Source organism: Gracilibacillus alcaliphilus, assembly GCF_016909015.1.
GTDB lineage: Bacteria > Bacillota > Bacilli > Bacillales > Amphibacillaceae > Gracilibacillus > Gracilibacillus alcaliphilus.
Map to the genome: position 1 here is coordinate 23125 of NZ_JAFBFA010000022.1, position 21284 is coordinate 44408.

At 37.8% G+C, this 21284-nt stretch carries 14 protein-coding genes and 1 pseudogene; all 15 read left to right on the forward strand.

Annotation, left to right across the window (positions count from 1 at the left end):
• The first annotated feature begins 162 nt into the window (after positions 1-162).
• The 15 genes and pseudogenes from sigW (at position 163) to JOD18_RS15235 (ending at position 21273) form a co-directional block, all read left to right on the forward strand.
• Positions 163-729: an RNA polymerase sigma factor SigW gene (sigW, locus tag JOD18_RS15165; protein WP_204669981.1), complete on the forward strand. Its 567-nt coding sequence runs from the start codon at positions 163-165 to the stop codon at positions 727-729.
• 15 nt (positions 730-744) lie between these two features.
• Complete coding sequence (locus JOD18_RS15170) at positions 745-1353, forward strand: zf-HC2 domain-containing protein (RefSeq protein ID WP_204669982.1); 609 nt, start codon at positions 745-747, stop codon at positions 1351-1353.
• Positions 1354-1712: 359 nt separating this feature from the next.
• Positions 1713-2534, forward strand: a complete 822-nt coding sequence (gene cdaA, locus JOD18_RS15175) for a diadenylate cyclase CdaA (RefSeq protein ID WP_204669983.1) — start codon at positions 1713-1715, stop codon at positions 2532-2534.
• Complete coding sequence (locus JOD18_RS15180; RefSeq protein ID WP_204669984.1) at positions 2527-3771, forward strand: CdaR family protein; 1245 nt, start codon at positions 2527-2529, stop codon at positions 3769-3771. The genes cdaA and JOD18_RS15180 overlap by 8 nt, the downstream gene beginning before the upstream one ends.
• Positions 3772-3886: 115 nt before the next feature.
• Positions 3887-5236 carry a phosphoglucosamine mutase gene (glmM, locus tag JOD18_RS15185; RefSeq protein ID WP_204669985.1) on the forward strand — a complete coding sequence of 450 codons (1350 nt, stop codon included), beginning with the start codon at positions 3887-3889 and terminating at the stop codon, positions 5234-5236.
• A gap of 442 nt (positions 5237-5678) precedes the next feature.
• Positions 5679-6131 (forward strand): MEKHLA domain-containing protein, encoded by a 453-nt coding sequence (locus JOD18_RS15190; RefSeq protein WP_204670028.1) that lies wholly within the window; start codon positions 5679-5681, stop codon positions 6129-6131.
• Positions 6132-6709: 578 nt separating this feature from the next.
• The gene (locus JOD18_RS15195) at positions 6710-7705 is read left to right on the forward strand and encodes a response regulator (protein ID WP_204669986.1); all 996 of its coding nucleotides are present in this window, start codon (positions 6710-6712) and stop codon (positions 7703-7705) included.
• Between the two features lie 69 nt (positions 7706-7774).
• The gene (locus tag JOD18_RS15200; RefSeq protein WP_204669987.1) at positions 7775-10819 is read left to right on the forward strand and encodes an ATP-binding protein; all 3045 of its coding nucleotides are present in this window, start codon (positions 7775-7777) and stop codon (positions 10817-10819) included.
• An 839-nt stretch (positions 10820-11658) separates the two neighbouring features.
• Complete coding sequence (glmS, locus tag JOD18_RS15205) at positions 11659-13461, forward strand: glutamine--fructose-6-phosphate transaminase (isomerizing) (RefSeq protein ID WP_204669988.1); 1803 nt, start codon at positions 11659-11661, stop codon at positions 13459-13461.
• Between the two features lie 150 nt (positions 13462-13611).
• On the forward strand, positions 13612-14451 hold the full coding sequence (locus JOD18_RS15210) for a TnsA endonuclease N-terminal domain-containing protein (protein ID WP_204669989.1): 840 nt from the start codon (positions 13612-13614) through the stop codon (positions 14449-14451).
• Positions 14448-15101 (forward strand): annotated as a pseudogene (locus tag JOD18_RS15215) (Mu transposase C-terminal domain-containing protein); the annotation flags it as partial. The gene JOD18_RS15210 and the pseudogene JOD18_RS15215, both read left to right, overlap by 4 nt.
• Before the next feature lie 243 nt (positions 15102-15344).
• Entirely contained in the window at positions 15345-16244 is a 900-nt protein-coding gene (locus JOD18_RS15220) for an SDR family oxidoreductase (protein WP_204669990.1), read from the forward strand.
• A gap of 364 nt (positions 16245-16608) precedes the next feature.
• Complete coding sequence (locus JOD18_RS15225; RefSeq protein WP_204669991.1) at positions 16609-17448, forward strand: TnsA endonuclease N-terminal domain-containing protein; 840 nt, start codon at positions 16609-16611, stop codon at positions 17446-17448.
• Positions 17445-19604 (forward strand): Mu transposase C-terminal domain-containing protein, encoded by a 2160-nt coding sequence (locus tag JOD18_RS15230; RefSeq protein WP_204669992.1) that lies wholly within the window; start codon positions 17445-17447, stop codon positions 19602-19604. Before JOD18_RS15225 ends, JOD18_RS15230 begins: the two co-directional genes overlap by 4 nt.
• Positions 19579-21273: an ATP-binding protein gene (locus tag JOD18_RS15235; protein ID WP_239588157.1), complete on the forward strand. Its 1695-nt coding sequence runs from the start codon at positions 19579-19581 to the stop codon at positions 21271-21273. Before JOD18_RS15230 ends, JOD18_RS15235 begins: the two co-directional genes overlap by 26 nt.
• Positions 21274-21284 lie beyond the last annotated feature (11 nt).

The following is a 21284-nucleotide window of genomic DNA, read 5'->3' on the forward strand; positions in this document are numbered from 1 at the left end:
GTGTTGCAACACGAGGTTGCAAACTTAACCGATGATGGTCCTTTTTACCAAACTTTTTGAACAGGCATTTAGATAAACACGAAAAGTATTTTTTAGAAAATGAAACCTTCATCGTATTCTATGCGTATTAAAAGTAACCGCAAATGTCGCGGAGGTATTTAGATGATAGAAGAAAAAATCGCACATTATATCAAACAGGTAAAAAAAGGTGATCAATCTGCATTTGAGGACATTGTTGATTATTATCAAAATAGGGTTTTCGCAATCTGCTATCGAATGATTGGCAATAAACAAGAGGCAGAAGATATTGCCCAGGAGGCATTTATTCGAGCCTATTACAACATTGAATCCTTTGATGAAAATCGGAAATTCTCGACTTGGTTATATCGAATTGCCACGAATTTAACGATTGATAAAATCAGAAAGAAGAAACCCGATTATTATCTTGATGCAGAAATAAAGGGAACAGAAGGCATTAATTTATATGGTCAATTAGCAGCAGATGATCCATTGCCAGAAGAAGAAATAGTTAGTTTGGAAATGCAAAGTCATATTCAAAAGGAAATCATGGCACTTCCGCCTAAATACCGAAGTGTCATTGCGTTACGCTTTTTAGATGAGCTCTCTCTGAAGGAGATTAGTGATGTGTTGGAAATGCCAGTGGGTACAGTAAAAACGAGAATCCATAGAGGTAGAGAAGCTCTTAGAAAAAGGCTTCGCCATCTGTAAGGGGTGTTAATGGAAATGAAATGTAATCAAGAAGTCGTTAAGTTAATGCATCAGTATTTAGATGGTGATATAACGAAAGAAGCAAAACAACAATTACGTGCTCACTTGCAAACATGTACAGAATGCCAAGAGCACTTCAAAGAATTAAAACGAACTGTTGCATTGGTTACCGCAACGACGGAATTAAGGACATCTTCCAATTTTACACAAAATGTGATGGCTGCATTGCCGAAAGAGAAGAAACAAATAACAGCGAAACGATGGATTAAGCTGCATCCTTTCTTTACGGCAGCAGCAGTGTTTTTCATTTTTATGTTTACAGGATTATTATCGGCATGGAACCAAGATGATCAGCTCAGTTATTCAAAAGCAGAGGGAGTCATTGTGAAGAATGGTACGGTGATTGTTCCAGAAGGAGTAGTGCTGGAGAATGATTTAGAAGTTCGCAATGGCGATGTAGAAGTGCTGGGTGAGGTACATGGTGATGTAATAGTGATGAATGGCGAGCATCTTTCTGCCTCTGCTGGAAAAGTGACGGGTGAAATTAAAGAAATCGACCGCCTGTTTGAGAAAGCATGGTATAAAATAAAAGATACAGCTCGTAGTGTCTTTCATTTAGATTAGCAGTGGTTCTTTGCGAATCATTGCTTTTCTGTATAGCTGCGAATGGTAAGAAAAATGAGGATAAATGCTTATTCAGGGGGATACTAAGAGGAATTGATTGCAAATCTGATTTTAGATACAGACCGGAAGAGTAACCGAGCACACTTGAATAAGTGCTTCTGAACCTTGATAAAGGTCAGAAAATTCCGTTGCTGGAAGTGTCAATTGATACAATAATCTCATCACATGGCCGTTACACCTTTTCGTAATGAATTGGTAATAATATATAGAGTGAAGTTATAAAGCTAAGTGTGCTATAATATGAATGATTATACTACTAAAATAGGAAGAGGATTCGATGGAGATAAGGTTGTGGTGGCGTGTTTAGCGGTGACTGGAACTTTTTAAGCATTTTAAGAGTACTTTTAGACATTGCAATTGTTTGGTACGTTTTATATAAATTATTGATGCTGATTCGCGGAACGAAGGCGATTCAGCTGTTAAAAGGTATATTTGTTGTTATATTTATTTATTTATTAAGTGTATTTTTGGATTTAGTGACAGTAAGAAGGATCATTTACCAAGTGATCATGTGGGGACCTCTCGGAATTATTATTCTATTTCAGCCCGAATTGCGCCGGGCATTAGAACAATTGGGCCGGGGAAGTTTTTTCTCGCGTAATACTACCTCAGAAGAGCAGGAAATCAGCCAATCAATTGAAGCGATCGTGGAGTCTTGTGAATATATGGCGAAGCGACGAATTGGTGCATTAATTACAATTGAACGCGAAACAGCGATGGGTGATTATATCTCTACTGGTATACCGATTAATGGTAAATTGACCAATCAGTTATTAACGAATATCTTTGTGCCTAATACCCCGCTCCATGATGGTGCGGTGATAATCGATAAGGATCAAATTGTGGCAGCAGCCTGTTATTTGCCTTTATCCGAAAGTCCGTTTATCTCAAAAGAATTAGGAACAAGGCATAGGGCTGCATTAGGTATCAGTGAGGTGACCGATGCGATGACAATTGTTGTTTCTGAGGAAACAGGCAGTATTTCCTGTACAAAGAATGGAGAATTGCATCGGGATATTACATCAGAGAAATTAGCAGAATTATTAGATCAAGAATTAATTGGTAAGCTCAAGTCCTCGGCGACAAAAGGTTGGAATTGGATGGTGAAAAGAAATGAATAAATGGTTGGAGAAACCATGGGCGATTAGAGCAGTAGCCTTAATTCTTTCTGTATTGCTCTTTGTTGTCGTTGCATTTGATGAGAATGTATATGATAATGATGGACTGGATTTATCATTAGGAAATACAAATGAGACACAAACTTTAGAAGATGTTCCTGTACAAATCCATTTAGATCAAGAGCAATATGTAGTAAGTGGAGTACCAGAAACTGTTACCGTATCTTTACAAGGATCGCTTACCCTGGTAACATCGACAGCCAGACAGCGCAACTTTGATGTTTTTGTTGACCTTGAGGATCTGGGAGTAGGGACACACCGTGTAGCACTGGATTACTTTGGCATACCTGACGGTCTAAATGCTTATATAGAGCCGCAAGAAATAGAAGTAACCATTGAAGAACGTCACAGCCAGTCTTTTAATGTGGCAATTGACACGGTCAACCGGGAACAAATTGCCCCAGGTTATGAAGTATCCAATATTTATGCTGAGCCAAGTGAAGTACAAGTGACCAGTTCAAAGAGTGTTATTGATAAAATTGCTATCGTGAAGGCTTTTGTAGATGTAACAGGCCTTGATGATACACAGACTATCAATAATGTGCCGGTCAAGGTATATGACAATCAAGGTAATGAGTTGAGTGTAAGAATTGATCCGCCAACGACCAATGTTACCGTGGATGTAAAGAATCCGAGTAAAATGGCGCCAATCTCTGTAGAAACGGAAAATGAACTGCCAGAGGATATGCAGCTTGTATCTATAGAGCCGGAAGCGGAAGAAGTCGAGGTATTTGCTGCGGAGAGCTATTTAGAGCAATTAAACGAGATAGCGACTGAACCAATCGATCTTAGTCAAATCACAGAAAGTGATACGATAGAGGTAGAGTTAGCCCCTTCTTCAGAGGTGAGACTGCTTGGTTCAGAAACCGTTAATGTGAATATAGAAGTGGAATTAATAGAAGAAGAAGAGTTGGAAAATGTAGCAATTGATTATGATTCACCAGAAGGGCAGACAGTGACATTTGTAGAACCATCATCGGATAATATGAATGTGACTATGAGGGGCTACCCTTCTGACATGTCCGAAATCAATGCCGATGATTTGCAATTGTCTATTGATATCGGAAATCGGTCACCTGGCGAACATCAACTGCCAGTGAAGTTTGAAGCACCAGAGGATGTACCGGACAATCTGGAATTTGAATTGGAATTTGATGAGGTTACGGTCAACATTCAATAGTACGAGCCATTAGCGGGGGTTTTTGATGTCCCGCTAGATGGTTCGCATTGTGAAAAGAAGAATCTGAGATAAAGTAGCTAATGGCGAAGAACGCTAAAAGGAGAGATTATTGAAAATGGGTAAATATTTTGGAACGGACGGGGTCCGGGGTGTGGCAAATGAAGAGCTGACACCAGAACTAGCCTTTAAGTTAGGGCGATATGGCGGATATGTAGTCACAAAAGGTTCAGAGAAGCCTAAGGTGCTAATCGGCCGGGATACAAGAATTTCAGGTGCAATGTTAGAAGGAGCTCTTTTAGCTGGACTACTTTCTATTGGTGCAGAGGTTATGCGCCTAGGCGTTATCTCAACTCCAGGGGTTGCCTATTTGGCAAAAGTAATGGATGCACAAGCCGGTGTAATGATTTCCGCCTCTCACAACCCTGTAGAAGATAATGGAATCAAGTTCTTTGGCTCGGATGGTTTTAAACTATCAGATGAACAAGAGCTTGAAATTGAAGCCCTCTTGGATCAAGAGGAAGACAATTTGCCAAGACCAGTTGGTGATCAATTAGGACAAGTTAGTGATTACTTAGAAGGTGGTCAAAAGTACATTCAATACTTAAAAGAAACGATTGATAATGAACTAGACGGCTTACACATTGCCTTAGATTGTGCGCATGGTGCAACTTCTGGCTTGGCTTCTCAGTTATTCGCTGATTTAGAGGCAGATATTTCTACTATCGGCTCTTCTCCAAATGGCTTGAATATTAATGATGGAGTAGGTTCTACACACCCTGAAGCATTACAAGCCTTGGTAGTAGAGCGAGAGGCCGATATTGGCCTTGCGTTTGATGGTGATGGTGACCGTTTGATTGCTGTTGACGAAGAAGGAAACATTGTCGATGGTGATCAAATTATGTATATTATTGGCAAGCATTTCAATCAACGCGGGCAGCTGCGCCATTCTACAATTGTATCAACAGTGATGAGTAACCTAGGTTTTTATAAAGCACTAGAAGAGAATGGCATGAAGAGTAATAAGACAGCTGTGGGAGATCGCTATGTGATGGAAGAAATGCGTAATAACGATTTTAATATAGGCGGAGAGCAGTCAGGTCATATTATTTTCTTGGATTACATTACAACTGGTGATGGTATGTTATCAGCATTGCAATTGGTTAATGTGATGAAGGAAACTGGCAAGCCTTTATCTGAATTGGCAAATGAAATGGAGAAATTTCCTCAAGTCTTAAAGAACCTTCGAGTAGTGAAAAAGAATGAAGTCATGATGAACCCAATCGTGAACGAAGCTATTGAGAAGGTAGAGCAAGAGATGAACGGCAATGGACGTGTACTGGTTCGTCCTTCCGGTACAGAGCCTTTAGTACGTGTAATGGTGGAAGCACCAACAGTAGAAGACTGTAACCGATATGTAGATCAAGTTGCAACGGTTATTCAAGAAGTATTGGGATATGAAGAATAAGCAGAAAAGAAAGAGTTATGCACTGGCATAGCTCTTTTTTTTGGCAGGGGGGAATAAGTTGTAGTAAAAGCCTAAGCAATGGATCAAACTGCCAATCTTATACTTGCCAATAGAAACCTGTTATTTAGCTGAAGCAAAGCAGGGGTTCCAATTTAGGATTGTGTTAAAGAACTAATACTATTTTTCTATAATTGTTTATTCTTTTGTAAAATCTTGCATTATTTCTAATGGTATAGAACTATAGATGTAAAATATCCGTTTCACCTCAGAATGAAGTATGATATAGTAGTGATAAGGAACTATTTTTTGAAACATAGATGTGTTTGTACTCAACCCAGAAAGTAGAAACAGGCAGAATACACGAACAATGTTAAAGTAAAAAGGTCGAATAGTGTATATGCCAAAGCGTATAAAGTTAGCTAAAGGAGTGTTCAAATTGGATATGTCTGATAACGGATACACAGAGCAACATGCGCAACGATTAAATGATAGTTTTAAAAGATGGATGGGGCGAGATTTAATCCAAATAGAGGAAAGCAAAAGTCTTCTGCAGCAATTACTTCATAGCAATATCTTCATTTTATCACACGGGACAGAACCAGACCCTGTACTTAATTTTGGAAATCAAGCAGCATTGAACTTATGGGAAATGGATCGGGCCACTTTTGTAAAAACTCCGTCTAGACTTACGGCTGAACCTGTGAGGAGAGAGGAAAGATCAAGGTTTATCAAAGAAGTTACAGAAAATGGTTTTACTGAGAACGATGCAGTTATTCGCGTTTCTAGTACAGGGAGGCGATTTTGCATTAAACAGGTAATCACTTGGAATATAGTAGACGAGAATAATCACTATTATGGTCAGGCAGCTACTTTTTCAGATTATGAATACATATAGTGCGTATTCAAAAACAATAAAAAAGGCTCCATAACCTAGGATTAGTCGATCGTTCAAGAGGACAAGATTTACAGATCTACAGCAATTAATATGGGTAATATGTTTATGGCTGGTTTGCTGCTATTAGTAATCGATGTACTTATTGGCCTTTCAATAAGTTACGCAAACGATCATAAATAGTCTGTAGCTGGTAAAATAAACAAGAGATGATCCCATTATGGCCTGGAGATCATCTCTTTTTCATGTGTTGATATATCCCAAATAAGTAAAAACCTTTGTTAAAACGATATTTTTGCGTGAAATTACTCATAAGTATATCTCTGATCCCACTCTAATAGTGGTCTCAATGTAAAGATAACGCAGCATAAATGACAGATGATAACGTGAATAGAATTTGTACAGATTATCAGTGTCAGGTAAGTTTTTATTGTCAAGTATGATTAGAATCGGGGGCAATAAAGCAGTGCTTTTCTATCAAAGGAATTTTTATCCTCCTGCTGATGGTTAACAGCGCGATAAACGAAGGCTTTTCATTTATTGAAAAATCCCAAAAAAAGACGAATTGGGAGGGACATTTTATGCTGGAACTTTGTATTATTGATGATGAACCTTTAGTATTGAAATATTTGGATTTTTTGTTGCATAAAATAGACGGAGTGCAAGTCAGGGGTAAATATAGTGATCCGAAAGATTTAATCAATCATGCCCGGCATCAGCATATTAATGTGGCGTTTATGGATATACAGCTGCCGGGTATGACTGGGATAGATTTAGCGGAGCAACTATTAAATATTCAGCCTTCCTTACATATTGTTTTTGTAACAGGTTATAATGAATATGCAGTGAAAGCGTTTGAATTAAATGCATTAGATTATATCATGAAGCCTGTAAAAGAAGAGCGTTTACGGGCAGCTATTAACCGAATTAAAGAGAGAAGTAATACACCATCTGTCCATAAGGCATCTTCTGCGGATTATTCTATTAAAAATCTTGGTGCACTACATATTTATAGAGACGGCCACCCTATCGAGGTAAAATGGAGAACATTAAAAATAAAAGAACTATTTGCTTATCTAGTCCAGCATCATGAGAGAAGCATTCCAAAAAGTGAATTAACCAATTTACTATGGCAGAATTTGTCATGGGAGAAAGGTCATTCGCAATTGTATTCGGCTGTCTATCAGATTAGAAAAATGGTCGAATATATTGGTATTCCGCTCAAGATTGTCAGTCAAGATGAATTTTATCGAATAGACATGAGCAAAACACAGGTTCAATCTAACGAATGGAAAATTTCAGCATTACTATTGTTAGAAGCAAATGACGTATCTATACATCCGTATCTGGAGCTGCTAACAACATATTCAGGTCATTATCTGGAAGACATGCAACAATCGTGGGTTTTGGAGAAAAGAAATGATATAAGGAATATATGGTTTCAATTAATTAACCATGTAATCGAATATATAAGTCACCATGAGGAGGAGGCAGTGTATACTTTACCAAAGTTGCAAACATTAGTGAAGTTAGATGATGAAGCGGTGAGCTTAGTACAGAACAATTTAAATCGCTAAAGGGTCCCAGTTCGTCACACAGTTATCCAAATCAGTTATGAAAAAGTACAGGGGAGATTCATTTTCAATATGACTCGGAAAAAAATAATAATAGTGTTGTTATTCCTTATCTTGCTTACCAGTTTGCGCTTTGTATGGTTAGACTTGTTTGATATAGGAAAATCCAGTTTCATTCAGCAGGGACAGGTTCATTTAACAGAGCAGGAGCCGGAAGAACAATCGATTATAAAGCTCAAAGGAGAATGGGGTTTCTATCCTGAGCAATTAATCACCCCAGGTGAAGTAAATCAGATAACTTCGGCTCAGGATAAAGTGTATATGGAGTTTCCTGATCAATGGTTTACATATATACAGGATAAGAAATATACATACGGTACATTCCATTTAGAGGCAACCGTTGATGAAACATTTATTCAACGACCATTAGCGATTTATATACCTAGGTTTCCTTCCGCTAGCAAAATATATATCAATGGAGAACTAGTAGGTGAGTCTGGAAATCCATCCATACAGACAGAGGATTTTTTATCGAGGTCACTTCCATATCATGTTATTTTCCAAACGGAGTCACCGCAGCTTGATATTTTGATCCAGGCCAGTCATGATCAGCTGCGAACTACCTATAGTGCGCAGCCTCTATTATTTGGTACAGCAGATGATATCTACAGTATGATGTCTGTTTCCACATTGTCCAAAATTGTGGTGATGATTTTCACACTATTGCTTACTATCGCCGCCATTTTCTTGCTTAGCATGAGATATAAACCAAAGCTGTCTCTTTATTTCAGTTTGCTGATGATTAGCATATTTCTGATGGTGCTGCTTGATCCTGAAGGAGTTGCGTTACTTAATATATCGATGGATACAACACTTCGGGTTAAGTCAACGCTCATTGTGTATATATTGATCGCTATCTTTTTAGTCAAATTCATTCAATATTTTTTACCTGACTATGCACTAAAATCTTTAAATCAAATCTTACCTGTTTTGTATGCGATATATGGATTACTTGTGATCATTTTACCTGTGTCGATCATTTTGGAAAATCAATGGATACTCGGTATTGTTCTAATACTTAGCGCAACCCTTGCTACTGTGCAAGTTAGCCGGGCAAATCTGGCTGGCATGCAGAACATTTTTATATTAATGTTAGCTGGTCTTGCTATATTGAATAATGTAGTATGGTCATTTGTAAAGCATAGAATGGATTTAGTACTTAATTTTTATCCACTGGATATTTTAATGGCGTTGATTTTGTTTGAAGGTTTTTGGATAGGCATGTTTTTGCAACATGTAAAAGATATTAAAGAAAAAAATAGAAAACTGCTTCTGGCAAATAAAAGCAGAGATGATTTTCTAGCGAATACCTCACATGAAATGAGAAATCCGTTGCACAGTATGATGCATATTGCCCAATACGTGTTAGACAATCCGGAAAATAAAATAACGAATAAAGATCGTCAAGACCTTATTTTGCTAACGCAAATAGGCAGAAAAATGTCGATGCTGATCAATGACTTGATTGATCTGTCACAAATAAGGGAACATAATTTACGATTGGACAAAAAAGCAGTTGACCTTCATGGCCAAATTAGGGTTGTTATGGATATGCTGGCACATGTGGTAGAAGGAAAACCATTGCAAATTATCAATAAAGTAAGCCCATCCTTTCCAGCGCTTGATGCTGATGAAAACCGCTTAAACCAAGTACTATTGAATTTGCTACATAATGCGGTCAAGTTTACCAAAGAAGGTACGATTGTGATTCAAGCAGAAGTGATTAATGGTATGGCAGTTATAGAAGTGGCGGATTCGGGTAAAGGAATTAACGAGACAGATATCGACAAAATATTTCTATCCTATGAGCAGGTCAGCCATGAAGATAACTCATATAATACGGGAACAGGCCTCGGTTTAGCAATTACCAAGGAATTGATTGAGTTACAAGGCGGTACAATTCATGTTGAATCAGAAGTGGGGAAGGGGACTGTTTTTCGTTTTACACTTGCGCTATTTGAAGGGAGTCCTTCTGTAGCAGTAAATAATAATAAGCTCAAAGGGGAAGCAATTACGACAGTGGAAGAACAGCCTCAGCCTGTTAAAGTGTCAGAAACAGCTAATTTGCAGTTTAGAGTGCTGCTTGTTGATGATGAACGAATCAATCTAACAGTCATATCAAAAATATTAGATACAAACCGATATGACATTATGTTTGCTGATAACGGCCCAGATGCATTGGAATATCTAAACGAACAGCAATTTGATTTGGTGATTAGTGATGTAATGATGCCGGGGATGTCTGGTTTTGAGTTAACGAGAAGAATCAGGGAACATTATAATTTATCAGAACTACCTGTATTACTGCTTACAGCACGTGCGCGTCTAGAAGATGTGGAGGCAGGTTTTATAGCTGGAGCCAATGATTATGTGATCAAACCTATTGAACCATTAGAATTACGAGCACGAGTACGGGTGCTGACCGATTTGAAAACAGCTGTTATCGAGCGATTGCATATGGAAGCGGCATGGCTGCGAGCTCAGATTAATCCACATTTTATATTTAATACGATAAATGCCATTTATAGTTTGATGGAGTTTGATCAGAAAAAAATGCGAGAGTTATTGGATCAATTTATCTATTTTCTGCAAACAAGTTTTGATTTCCAAAATACAAACAACCTCGTTTCACTGGAGCAAGAATTAAAGTTAGTAGATGCTTACCTTACGATTGAAGAGGCCCGATTTGGGAACAGAATGCAGATTGACAAACATATCGAAGTGGACAGTGCCTCTATTCTTGTTCCGCCCTTAATAATTCAAACATTAGTAGAAAATGCGGTAAAACACGGAATATTAAGTCACCAACAAGGCGGGAGAATTACGATCGAAGCAGTGGATGCGGGGGAAACATGTGAGATTCGGGTGAAAGATGATGGTGTGGGGCTCCCGGAGGAAGTGAAAGAGATGTTACGTGCTAAAGTCCGAGTTGGTACATTTGGTATTGGTTTATGGAACACAGAGAAAAGGCTGCAGCAGTATATTGGTAAGGGATTATCTATTACAAGTGAGGCCGGTAAAGGAACGTCGATTAGTTTCCAGCTGCCGAAGGGGTGATTGTTTGTAAAACTTTTGGGCTGTTGCACAATGGGAGTTACAGGGTGCGACAGTCCCTCTTTTTTTAAGTGCATGACTTATTCTTTTGTCTTTTGATAAGATGACAGCTTTATCTTATCTTTTCAGGCTATGATTCTAGCTGTTGAAGCCAATTTAGAAAGTTGAAAAAAGTTATCTTAGTGAGTGCTCTTTCCCATCACTAGCAACAATCAAAAGGAACTATCCACCATACAAAAAAAGCTGTTACAAAATGCAGCATTGCTTTTCAGTTTATGAGCAGGGCATCTCTTTCCTTTGAATGGAACTGTCAAAACGCTTGTGTGAAATGAATCGAAAGCACGCAAGTCAGTTTTTTTCATGATCAACATATTAATAAATCATACATAATATAGTAGTAGCTTATAAAAATGATTGCGAAAAAACGCTATATGTTTTAAAATGGAATAGTCGCTTAAAAAGACAGTACTCAAAGATAGAAAGGAGCCTTGTAAGGTAGCAGCAAGAAGAAGCGCCAGGGCTATGACGACCGGAATGTTCATAGCTGACGAGGTGGGGGTTTATCGAAGATGATCGGCGGATGCCTCCCGATTGCACATCTCAATCGATAGGTTATTATCTGAAAACAGGCAGGCAACTTCCTGTACAAGGATAGTGACGAGATGATCAAAATTATTACACGAGAAAGGGGCAAATAAATCGCCCCTTGTAAATAAGTAAATTCGTATAAACAATGCTGTAATAGTTTGCCTTTTCTTAAAGGAATCTTTTTTCAAGTGGCTGTTTTACGTTTTTTAAAGGTGGTCGTTTGTTTGCCCCTTTCCGAAGGAGGAAACAAGACGATGTGCGGTATTGTAGGTTATATTGGAGTAGATGATTCAAAGGATATTTTATTAACAGGATTAGAGAAATTAGAATATCGAGGCTATGATTCAGCAGGAATTGCTCTGTTAGATGAGAACGAAGTATACGTGACAAAGGTAAAAGGCAGAATTGCAGCTTTGCGTGAGAAAGTAGACGCAAACACTGCAGCAACAGTTGGAATAGGTCATACACGCTGGGCTACACACGGTGAGCCGAGTGAAGATAATGCTCATCCACATCAAAGTGGATCTGGCCGTTTTACCTTGGTACACAATGGTGTAATTGAGAACTATTCCGAAGTGCGTGATCAATTCCTTGCCGATGTTCCTTTTAAGAGTGAAACAGATACAGAAGTAGTGGTACAGCTGATTGAATACTTTGTCGCTCAAGAAGGCGATGTGTTAGCTGGTTTCCGTGAGGCATTAACTGTACTGAAAGGTTCTTATGCCCTAGCATTAATCGATAATCAGAATTCTGATCAATTATATGTAGCGAAAAACAAAAGCCCATTGCTTATTGGTTTAGGAGAAGGTTTTAATGTGGTTGCCAGTGATGCGATGGCTACATTAAAGGAAACCAATCGTTATGTGGAAATTGAAGATAAAGAAGTGGTATTAGTCCGTCGTGAAGGTGTAGAAATTCAGAAGTTAGATGGTTCTGTCGTGGAGCGCGACGCTTATGTTGCCGAAATTGATGCAGCTGACACAGAAAAAGGAACCTATCCACACTTTATGTTAAAAGAAATTGATGAACAGCCAGTTGTTATCCGTAAAATCATTCAGGAGTATCAAGATAATGAAGGTGACATCAAGCTGGACAATGATATTCGTCAGGCTATGCAGAGGGCTGACCGCATATATATCATTGCCGCTGGAACGAGTTATCATGCCGGTTTAGTTGGGAAGCAATTTCTTGAGAAACTAGCTAATATTCCAGTAGAAGTGCATATTGCCAGTGAATTTTCTTATAATATGCCGCTTCTTTCGGAAAACCCGTTGTTTGTGTTTATTTCCCAAAGTGGAGAAACAGCAGACAGCCGATCCGTTTTAGTACAGATTAAAGCGTTAGGGCATCCGGCATTAACGATTACTAATGTGCCAGGCTCTACCCTTTCTCGTGAAGCAGATTATACGTTGCCTTTGCATGCAGGTCCTGAGATTGCAGTAGCGTCTACGAAGGCATACACAGCCCAAGTTGCCGTATTAGCGATCTTGGCTGTGGACAGTGCAAAAGCAAAAGGTATGGACCTATCCTTTCATCCACTGCAGGAACTAGGTATTGTGGCAAGTGCGATGGAAGCATTAACCGACCAAAAAGAAGAATTTGAGCGAATCGCTAAGGAATTTTTTGCAACAACCCGTAATGCCTTTTATATCGGGCGTGGTGTGGATTACTATGTGGTACAAGAGGCAGCATTGAAGTTGAAGGAGATCTCTTATATCCAAGCAGAAGGTTTCGCAGGCGGTGAATTAAAACATGGAACAATTGCCCTGATCGAAGAGGGGACACCAGTTATCGCCATCTCTACCCAAGAGAATATTAACTTATCGATTCGCGGAAACATACAAGAGGTGGCTGCCCGCGGCGCCAACACTTGTATTGTAAGTATGAAAGGCTTAGAGAAAGATAGTGATACTTTTGTCGTGCCAGCCGTTCATGAGTTGCTGACACCATTGGTAAGTGTAATTCCAATGCAGCTGCTTGCCTATTATGCGGCGTTACACCGTGATTGTGATGTCGATAAGCCAAGGAATTTGGCGAAGAGTGTGACGGTGGAGTAGGAATTTTGGAGTTGTGATTCTGTTTGTAAGTTTAAAATAAAGTCGCGACGTTTGCAAAAAAGATGCGATGTTTAAAACAAAGTCACGATGTTTATAAAAAAGTTGCGAAGTTTCACCCCTTTGGATATGATTGTCTAAAGGGGTGTTTTTGTGGGGAAACGAAAAAGAACATCTAAAGTCGATAAGTGGATTAAAGAAGGTAGAGGAACTGGCAGTGGGGCAGATTATCAGCCTTGGCTAAAAGTTCAAGATGTTTCCTCATTAGGTCGGTCAACGAGATTAAAAGGTACAAAAGCCGGTAGACAACATGAGTTTTTATCGGATTTGGAACGAAATTACTTTTATTTGACTGAATTTTCCGATGTTGTCTTAGATATTCGTGAACAATTTCCTTTATTACCACAAGAAGAGACGATTGTCATTGCGGAAGCGCTTGGAATAAAACACCCAGCTGATCCAAAAACAGGCGATCCAATTGTTATGACAACGGACTTTTTATTAACAGTTGATAAGGGAGAAGGTGTATTTGAAGTCGCTCATACTATCAAAATGAAAGACAAGCTATTAGAAGAACGTGTGTTAGAGAAATTCGAAATTGAACGTGAATACTGGGAGCGTAAAGGCATTAGTTGGGGTATTGTAACAGAGGAAGAAATTGATAAGATCGTGGCTAGAAATATTAGTTATATCCATGATTATTTTGATATTCGGAGCTATGATGTATATCGAGAAATGGCTAACCAACATATAGAGGATTTATCAATGTCTCTTATGAATCGTTTGTTGAATAGTTCACGAAGTATCCGAGAAATCACTAGTGAGTTTGATGCAGATACACACTTGCCTTTTGGAAGTGGTGTCACGTTGTTTTATCATTTGCTTGCTAAAAAAATAATGGTTACAGATATGTACAAGGCAATTGATTTAGAGCAATCAATTGATATTAAGTATATTGATGAAAGTAAATTGGAGAAGGTGAAATACGGATGATTTATATTAATCAGGTATTTCAATATGTAACAGATTCAAAAAGAATTCGGGTAATAGATATGGAAGAACCGCATGTCTATATAGTAAATATTGACACGAGCAGTGCTATGCCACGTAAAGAGCTATACTCTAGTCTAACCACAGATATCAAGCAAGGTGAACTGTTAGCGATTAGTGATCCTTATGCAAAAGTGATTTCCGAAGCTGATTTAACAGAAGTGCAGATTCGTAAGCGCGAAGAAGATTGGGGAAATATACAAAAATACTGTGTCCCCAATATGCCAGATTTGCTCCAAAAACAAGGAAGAGAAAGCAAGATTCGTGAAATCGTTCAAGAGAGCAACTTAGGCAAGACAAAGGTTAAAAAGCTACTAACTCGCTATTGGCAGCGTGGCATGACCAAAAACGCCATGTTACCTGACTACTCTAGTTCAGGTGGTAAAGGGAGAGCAAAAGCTCTAACAAATGCAAAGGTTGGTCGTCCTAGAAGAATAAATATAAATAATGAATATCAAACCGGTATTAACATTACAGAAGAAGTAAAGGTTCAAATTGAACACGTTATCAATAAGTACTACAGGAAAAAGAATAACTACTCTTTAAAAGATGTTTATAATTTTATGCTACGTGACTTCTATTCTGATCGCTATTCAGTTTCGTAAAAGTACGAAGAAGACCCAAAAAAAGATATTTAGTCGTTCCGAGAATTTTACGAAGGATGGCACGTAAAGAATCAGGCTCCACTATGGAAAAGCGTAAACAGGAAATGATGTCGCGGGGGTACTAATTATTCTAGTTTCGGTACCATCACGGTAGAAAGCCTACTTAGTTTTCCCACTGTAACATACAGATTGCAATCAAGTATATTAACTCTATAAGGAGTGAGGTATTAAATGAAGAAAATATTACTGACAGTAACCCCCTTTGTGGATTATCCAGGGTCTATTCCCAATGAATTCGTATCTCGGCATCTTGCGAGGCAGCTTATTGAAGAAGGCTTCGATGTCCACATACTTGCAAATAAATCGCAAAGTAAAAACTGGCCAAAAGAAGCTAAGGTCATAAATGGCAGCATTACGAAACCTGACGATACTCCTCTGGCATTTGAAAATATAGATGCAGTATTTCTCGCAGGAGCTATTCCGGAAACTGTTTACGAAGCTGTAAATATGGCTAAAGAAGCTGGTGTAAAGAAAATAGTAACATTATCTTCACATGGTCCTGAAATAGAAATTCAATTTCCCCCCGACAGCTGGTATTGGTTAGCTATTGATGTGGTAGTTGAGCGTTCGGAGATTAAACATACGCGTATTGTTCCTTCAAATATTATGGCTTCTACTCTGGTTGGAGACCATTATTCAGCTGGTAAAAGTTGGGCAGAACATATAAGAGAAGATAGCCTAATTCAAGAGCCATACGTTCATACAAAAGTCCCTCTGATCCATGAAGAAGATTTAGCATTCGTAATTTCTAAAGAACTTCAACAAGTCAATTTATCTAATAAAACACTGCATGTTTATGGGCATTCTATAAGCCCTTTGGAGCGCAAAAAAATCCTAAGTGAAGTATTAAATAAAGAAATAAAATTCAAAGAATTAACCTCAGATGAGGCTTTTGAATACTTCCGCCAGGAAGGGCTTGATGAGTATGAAATCTCTCACAGATTAGGAGTACTTGAATCCATTTCAAATAACCCAGTTGAATTTAACTCTGAAATTACAAATATTATTAATAGACCTCTAAAAACATATTCTCAATGGGTTAAAGAGCATACTTCATTCTTGAATGGATAAACATAAAATAAATGGAAGGGTAATCGCATAACAGCACCTAATGCCCCACGAACGAGGCGCGATTGTTGAAGATCACATCAGAAAATGATCTAACTTTTTTATAAAAATTGAACACCGCAGCGTAAAGGAAGAATCCATTTTGATCAATCTTTTTTCAAAATGGTTTCTTCTTGTTTACGGTGATATAAGGGTTTGTGAGGAATTTCTGATCAAACTTTATTTTAAAGCTACACTGTTGTGTGGCTTTGAAATAAAGTTGCGACGTTTGTAAAAAAGATACGATGTTTAAAACAAAGTCACGATGTTTATAAAAAAGTTGCGAAGTTTTACCCCTTTGGATATGATTGTCTAAAGGGGTGTTTTTGTGGTGAAAAGAAAAAGAATATCTAAAGTCGAAAAATGGATTAAAGAAGGTAGAGGAATTGGCAGTGGGGCAGATTATCAGCCTTGGCTAAAAGTTCAAGATGTTTCCTCATTAGGTCGGTCAACGAGATTAAAGGGTATAAAAACTGGCAGACAACATGAGTTTTTATCTGATTTAGAACGAAACTACTTTTATTTGACCGAATTTTCCGATGTTGTCTTAGATATTCGTGAACAATTTCCTTTATTACCACAAGAAGAGACAATTGTCATTGCGGAAGAGCTTGGAGTTAAACACCCAATTGATCCAAAAACAGGCGATCCAATTGTTATGACAACGGACTTTTTATTAACAGTTGATAAGGGACAGGGTGTATTTGAGGTCGCTCATACTATCAAAATGAAAGATAAGCTACTAGAAGAACGTGTGTTGGAAAAATTCGAAATTGAACGGGAATTCTGGGAGCGTAAAGGCATTAGTTGGGGTATTGTAACAGAGGAAGAAATCAATAAGACAATGGCTAGAAATATTAGTTATATTCATGATTATTTTGATATTCGGAGCTATGACGTATATCGAGAAATGGCTAATCAACATATAGAAGATTTATCAATGTCTCTTATGAATCGTTTATTGAATAATTCGCGTAGTATCCGAGAAATTACTAGTGAGTTTGATGCAGATACACATTTGCCTTTTGGATGTGGTGTTACGTTGTTTTATCATTTGCTTGCTAAAAAAATAATGGTTACAGATATGTACAAGCCGATTGATTTAGAGCAACCAATTGATGTTAAGTATATTGATGAAAGTAAATTGGAGAAGGTGAAGTACGGATGATTTATATTAATCAGGTATTTCAGTATGTCACAGATTCAAAAAGAATTCGTGTAATAGATATTGAAGAACCGTATGTCTATATAGTTAATATTGACACCAGCAGTGCTATGCCACGCAAAGAGCTATACTCTAGTCTAACCACAGATATCAAGCAAAGTGAACTGTTAGCGATTAGTGATCCTTATGCAAAAGTAATTTCCGAAGATGATTTAACAGAGGTGCAAATTCGTAAGCGTGAAGAAGATTGGGGAAATATACAAAAATACTGTATCCCCAATATGCCAGATTTGCTCCAAAAACAAGGAAGAGAAAGCAAGATTCGTGAAATCGTTCAAGAGAGCAACTTAGGCAAGACAAAGGTTAAAAAGCTACTAACTCGCTATTGGCAGCGTGGTATGACTAAAAATGCTATGTTACCTGACTACTCTAATTCAGGTGGTAAAGGTAAAACGAAAGCTTTAACGAAAGAAAAAGTTGGTCGTCCTAGAAAAATAAATATAAATAATGAATATCAAACTGGTATTAACATTACAGACGAAGTAAAAGACCAAATTGAACACGTTATCAATAAGTACTACAGGAAAAAGAATAACTACACATTAAAAGATGTTTATAACTTTATGCTTCGTGACTTCTATTCTGATCGCTATAAGGAGAACGGTGAACTGAAGTATCGTATTTGGGATGCTACCCGAATTCCTTCATACCATCAATTTTACTATTGGTTCAAAAAACTAGAAGACCCAAAAAGTGATATTCAGTTTCGTAAAAGCACGAAAGAATATGAATTGAAGCATCGTCCGATTTTAAGTAATTCTAAATCGGAAACAAATGGTCCTGGAACTAGATTCCAGATTGACGCAACTATTGCGGATATTTATTTAGTTAGTTCGCTTGATGTAAATAAAGTAATTGGACGACCAGTTATTTATGCGGTACTAGATGTGTATTCACGTATGATCACAGGTCTCTACGTTGGACTAGAAGGTCCATCATGGATTGGTGCCATGATGGCTTTAGATAATATGGTTGCGGATAAAGTAGAATTTTGTAAGCAATATGGTATTGATATTACACCTGAGCAATGGCCAACACATCATTTGCCTGAAATTATTATTGCAGACCGAGGTGAGTTTGAAGGTTATTCGGTAGACAACTTAATTAATAATCTTAATATTAAAATTGAGAATACTACGGCTTACCGTGGAGATTTGAAAGGGATTGTTGAAAGAAAATTCCGCACGTTTAACGGGAAGGTCAAGCAAAAAGCACCTGGAGCCATTCAAAAAGAATATCGAGAGCGTGGAGATCAGGATTATCGTTTAAATGCTACGCTGAATTTAAAGGAATTTACGTCTCTTATTATTACAATGGCACTGCATCATAATCAAAAGGTCATTGATAAATACCCTATTGAAAAAGAAATGGTTGCCGAAGGATTAGTTCCAACGCCGATTAATTTATGGAATTGGGGCATTCAAAATCGCACAGGAAGGCTAAGAACAATTGATAGAAATATTCTTCGTTTGAATGTGCTACCACGAGGAAAGGCGACAATTTCAAGGGCTGGCATCAGGTTTAAAAATCTCTTATATGGTTCTCAAAGAGCGATTGAAGAACATTGGTATTTGAAGTTGAAAAATAGAAGTGTAGAAGTTGTTTATGATCCTCGAAACGTTGAAAAAATCTATATTCCCCACGATGATGGAACAGACTTTGAGACGTGTATTTTGTTAGAACCAAGTCAGCAATATAAAGAAGATTTCTTAGAAGAGATTATCTTTCAACAACAACTTCGGAATGAAATAGAAGGAATAGAACGTACAAATCAAATTCAACTGACGATAAATACAGATGCAGCAATGGAAGAGATCATTAAGAAAGCTGTGAAAAACAAAAAACAATCTTACAACCAACCGACGAGTAAGAAAGCCAAAATAGCTTCTATTCGCGATAACAAGGATGTTGAAAAACTATTAAACCGTGAATCTGAAAAATTTGATTTATCACCAGATAAGGTTAGTGAATCAGCCGAAGTAATCGACTTCGTTATAAAAGAGAAGAACGGTGAAGATACACTACCAAAGAAATCAACCTCACGCCTAATGCAAAAATTAAAGAAGAAGCGAGATGAGGAACTTGGGAAAAACAAATGACATGGTTGTCTTAAAGGGAGAATTTGAGAAAGGTGTCTATAAGGAACAATCTTTAAGTGAATATACCAATAATCCTTTTATCGAGGCTCTTCCGCCGATATTCAGTGAGGATGATGTGCTAGAGCGATTTATGGTCACCCCACGAATTAGTGAGCAAGATAAATTAAGTGAATCCAATATTCGTTATCACGTATTAAAACGTGTCAGGAACTTTATCCAGCCATTGCCGATTCATTTTGAAGTGGAACGTCGGTTGTCCACTTTGATTCGACGGGGTTATTTAGCACGAAATCCATTAGATACAACATTTCTAGAGCGTGTTCGAGTGTTACATGAATTACGTGAAGAAGATGATCTTGCACATAAGCATATCAAGGAGCGTTTAAATTATATTCGCTCAACTGCTGATAGCTTATCTATTATCGGTATTTCTGGAATTGGTAAAACCACAGCGATTGAACGTTTACTGCTCATGTATCCGCAAGTGATCAAGCATGAAACTTATGAGGGACAACCTTTTAATCGCACACAAATTGTTTGGCTTAAAATCGATTGTCCATATGATGGAAGCTTATCAACGCTTTGTAAAAGCTTTTTCAAAGCAATTGATGATCTACTTGGTACTCGTTATTTAGAAAAGTACGGTTATTTAAATCGAGTCACATCGACAATGTTGTTGCACATGACATCTTTGGCAAGTATGTATGGTATTGGTGTTTTGGTCATTGATGAAATCCAGCACTTACTACATTCAAAAAATGATCAGGAAGAAATGCTGAACTTTTTTGTAACGCTGTCCAATACAGTTGGTATTCCCACGGTCTTAATCGGTACTTCTAAAGCGCAAAAATTATTCAAAGGAAACTTTAGACAGGCAAGACGAGCTGCAAGTGATGGAGCTATTATTTGGGATCGTATGTTGGAGGATAGTGAAGAATGGGAGTTCTTCCTTGAAACGCTTTGGGAATTACAGTGCTTAAAATCCTATTCCGAGCTTACAGAGAATACGAAAAAGGCATTTTACTATGAGTGCCAAGGAATTACTGCTGTCGCTGTCAATTTGTTTATTCTAGCACAAGAACGAGCTTTATTCGATGAGGATAACCCGGATGAAATCATCGCACCACAAGTATTAAAAAAGACTGCTAAAGAAGATATGCAAACCATTCAACCAATGATGAACGCTATTCGAACGAACAATTTGGCAGACATGATGAAATATGAAGATATCATGATCAATCTGGATGAAGTCATGCTGAATCATAAGCGAAACACAGAAATAGCAGGACGTATTCAGGAGGCGTTTAAAGAACGCCAAAATACAATCCAGTATAAACGTCAAGATACGATTGAAAATTTAAGTGTTGAAGTAGCAGCCCTTGGTATTTTTGATCGATTGAAAGATAACGACATTAAAAAATTGGTACAAAAAATAGTCGAGGAATATCCACTTGATACTGATTTTCACCAGCTTAAATCAGATGTGATTGAGCAGGCGATTGCGTTAAATCAACAAAAGAAAGATCAAAAGGCAAAGGCAAATGTAAAAAAGTCAGAGGTTCTACCATTACTGAAGCTAAGAAAGCGGGCATTGGACAAAAAGCAACACCCTTATGAATTGTTGAAGGCTAATGGATACATCAAAAATCCATTGGAGGAATTCTACTAGGAGGGAATCAA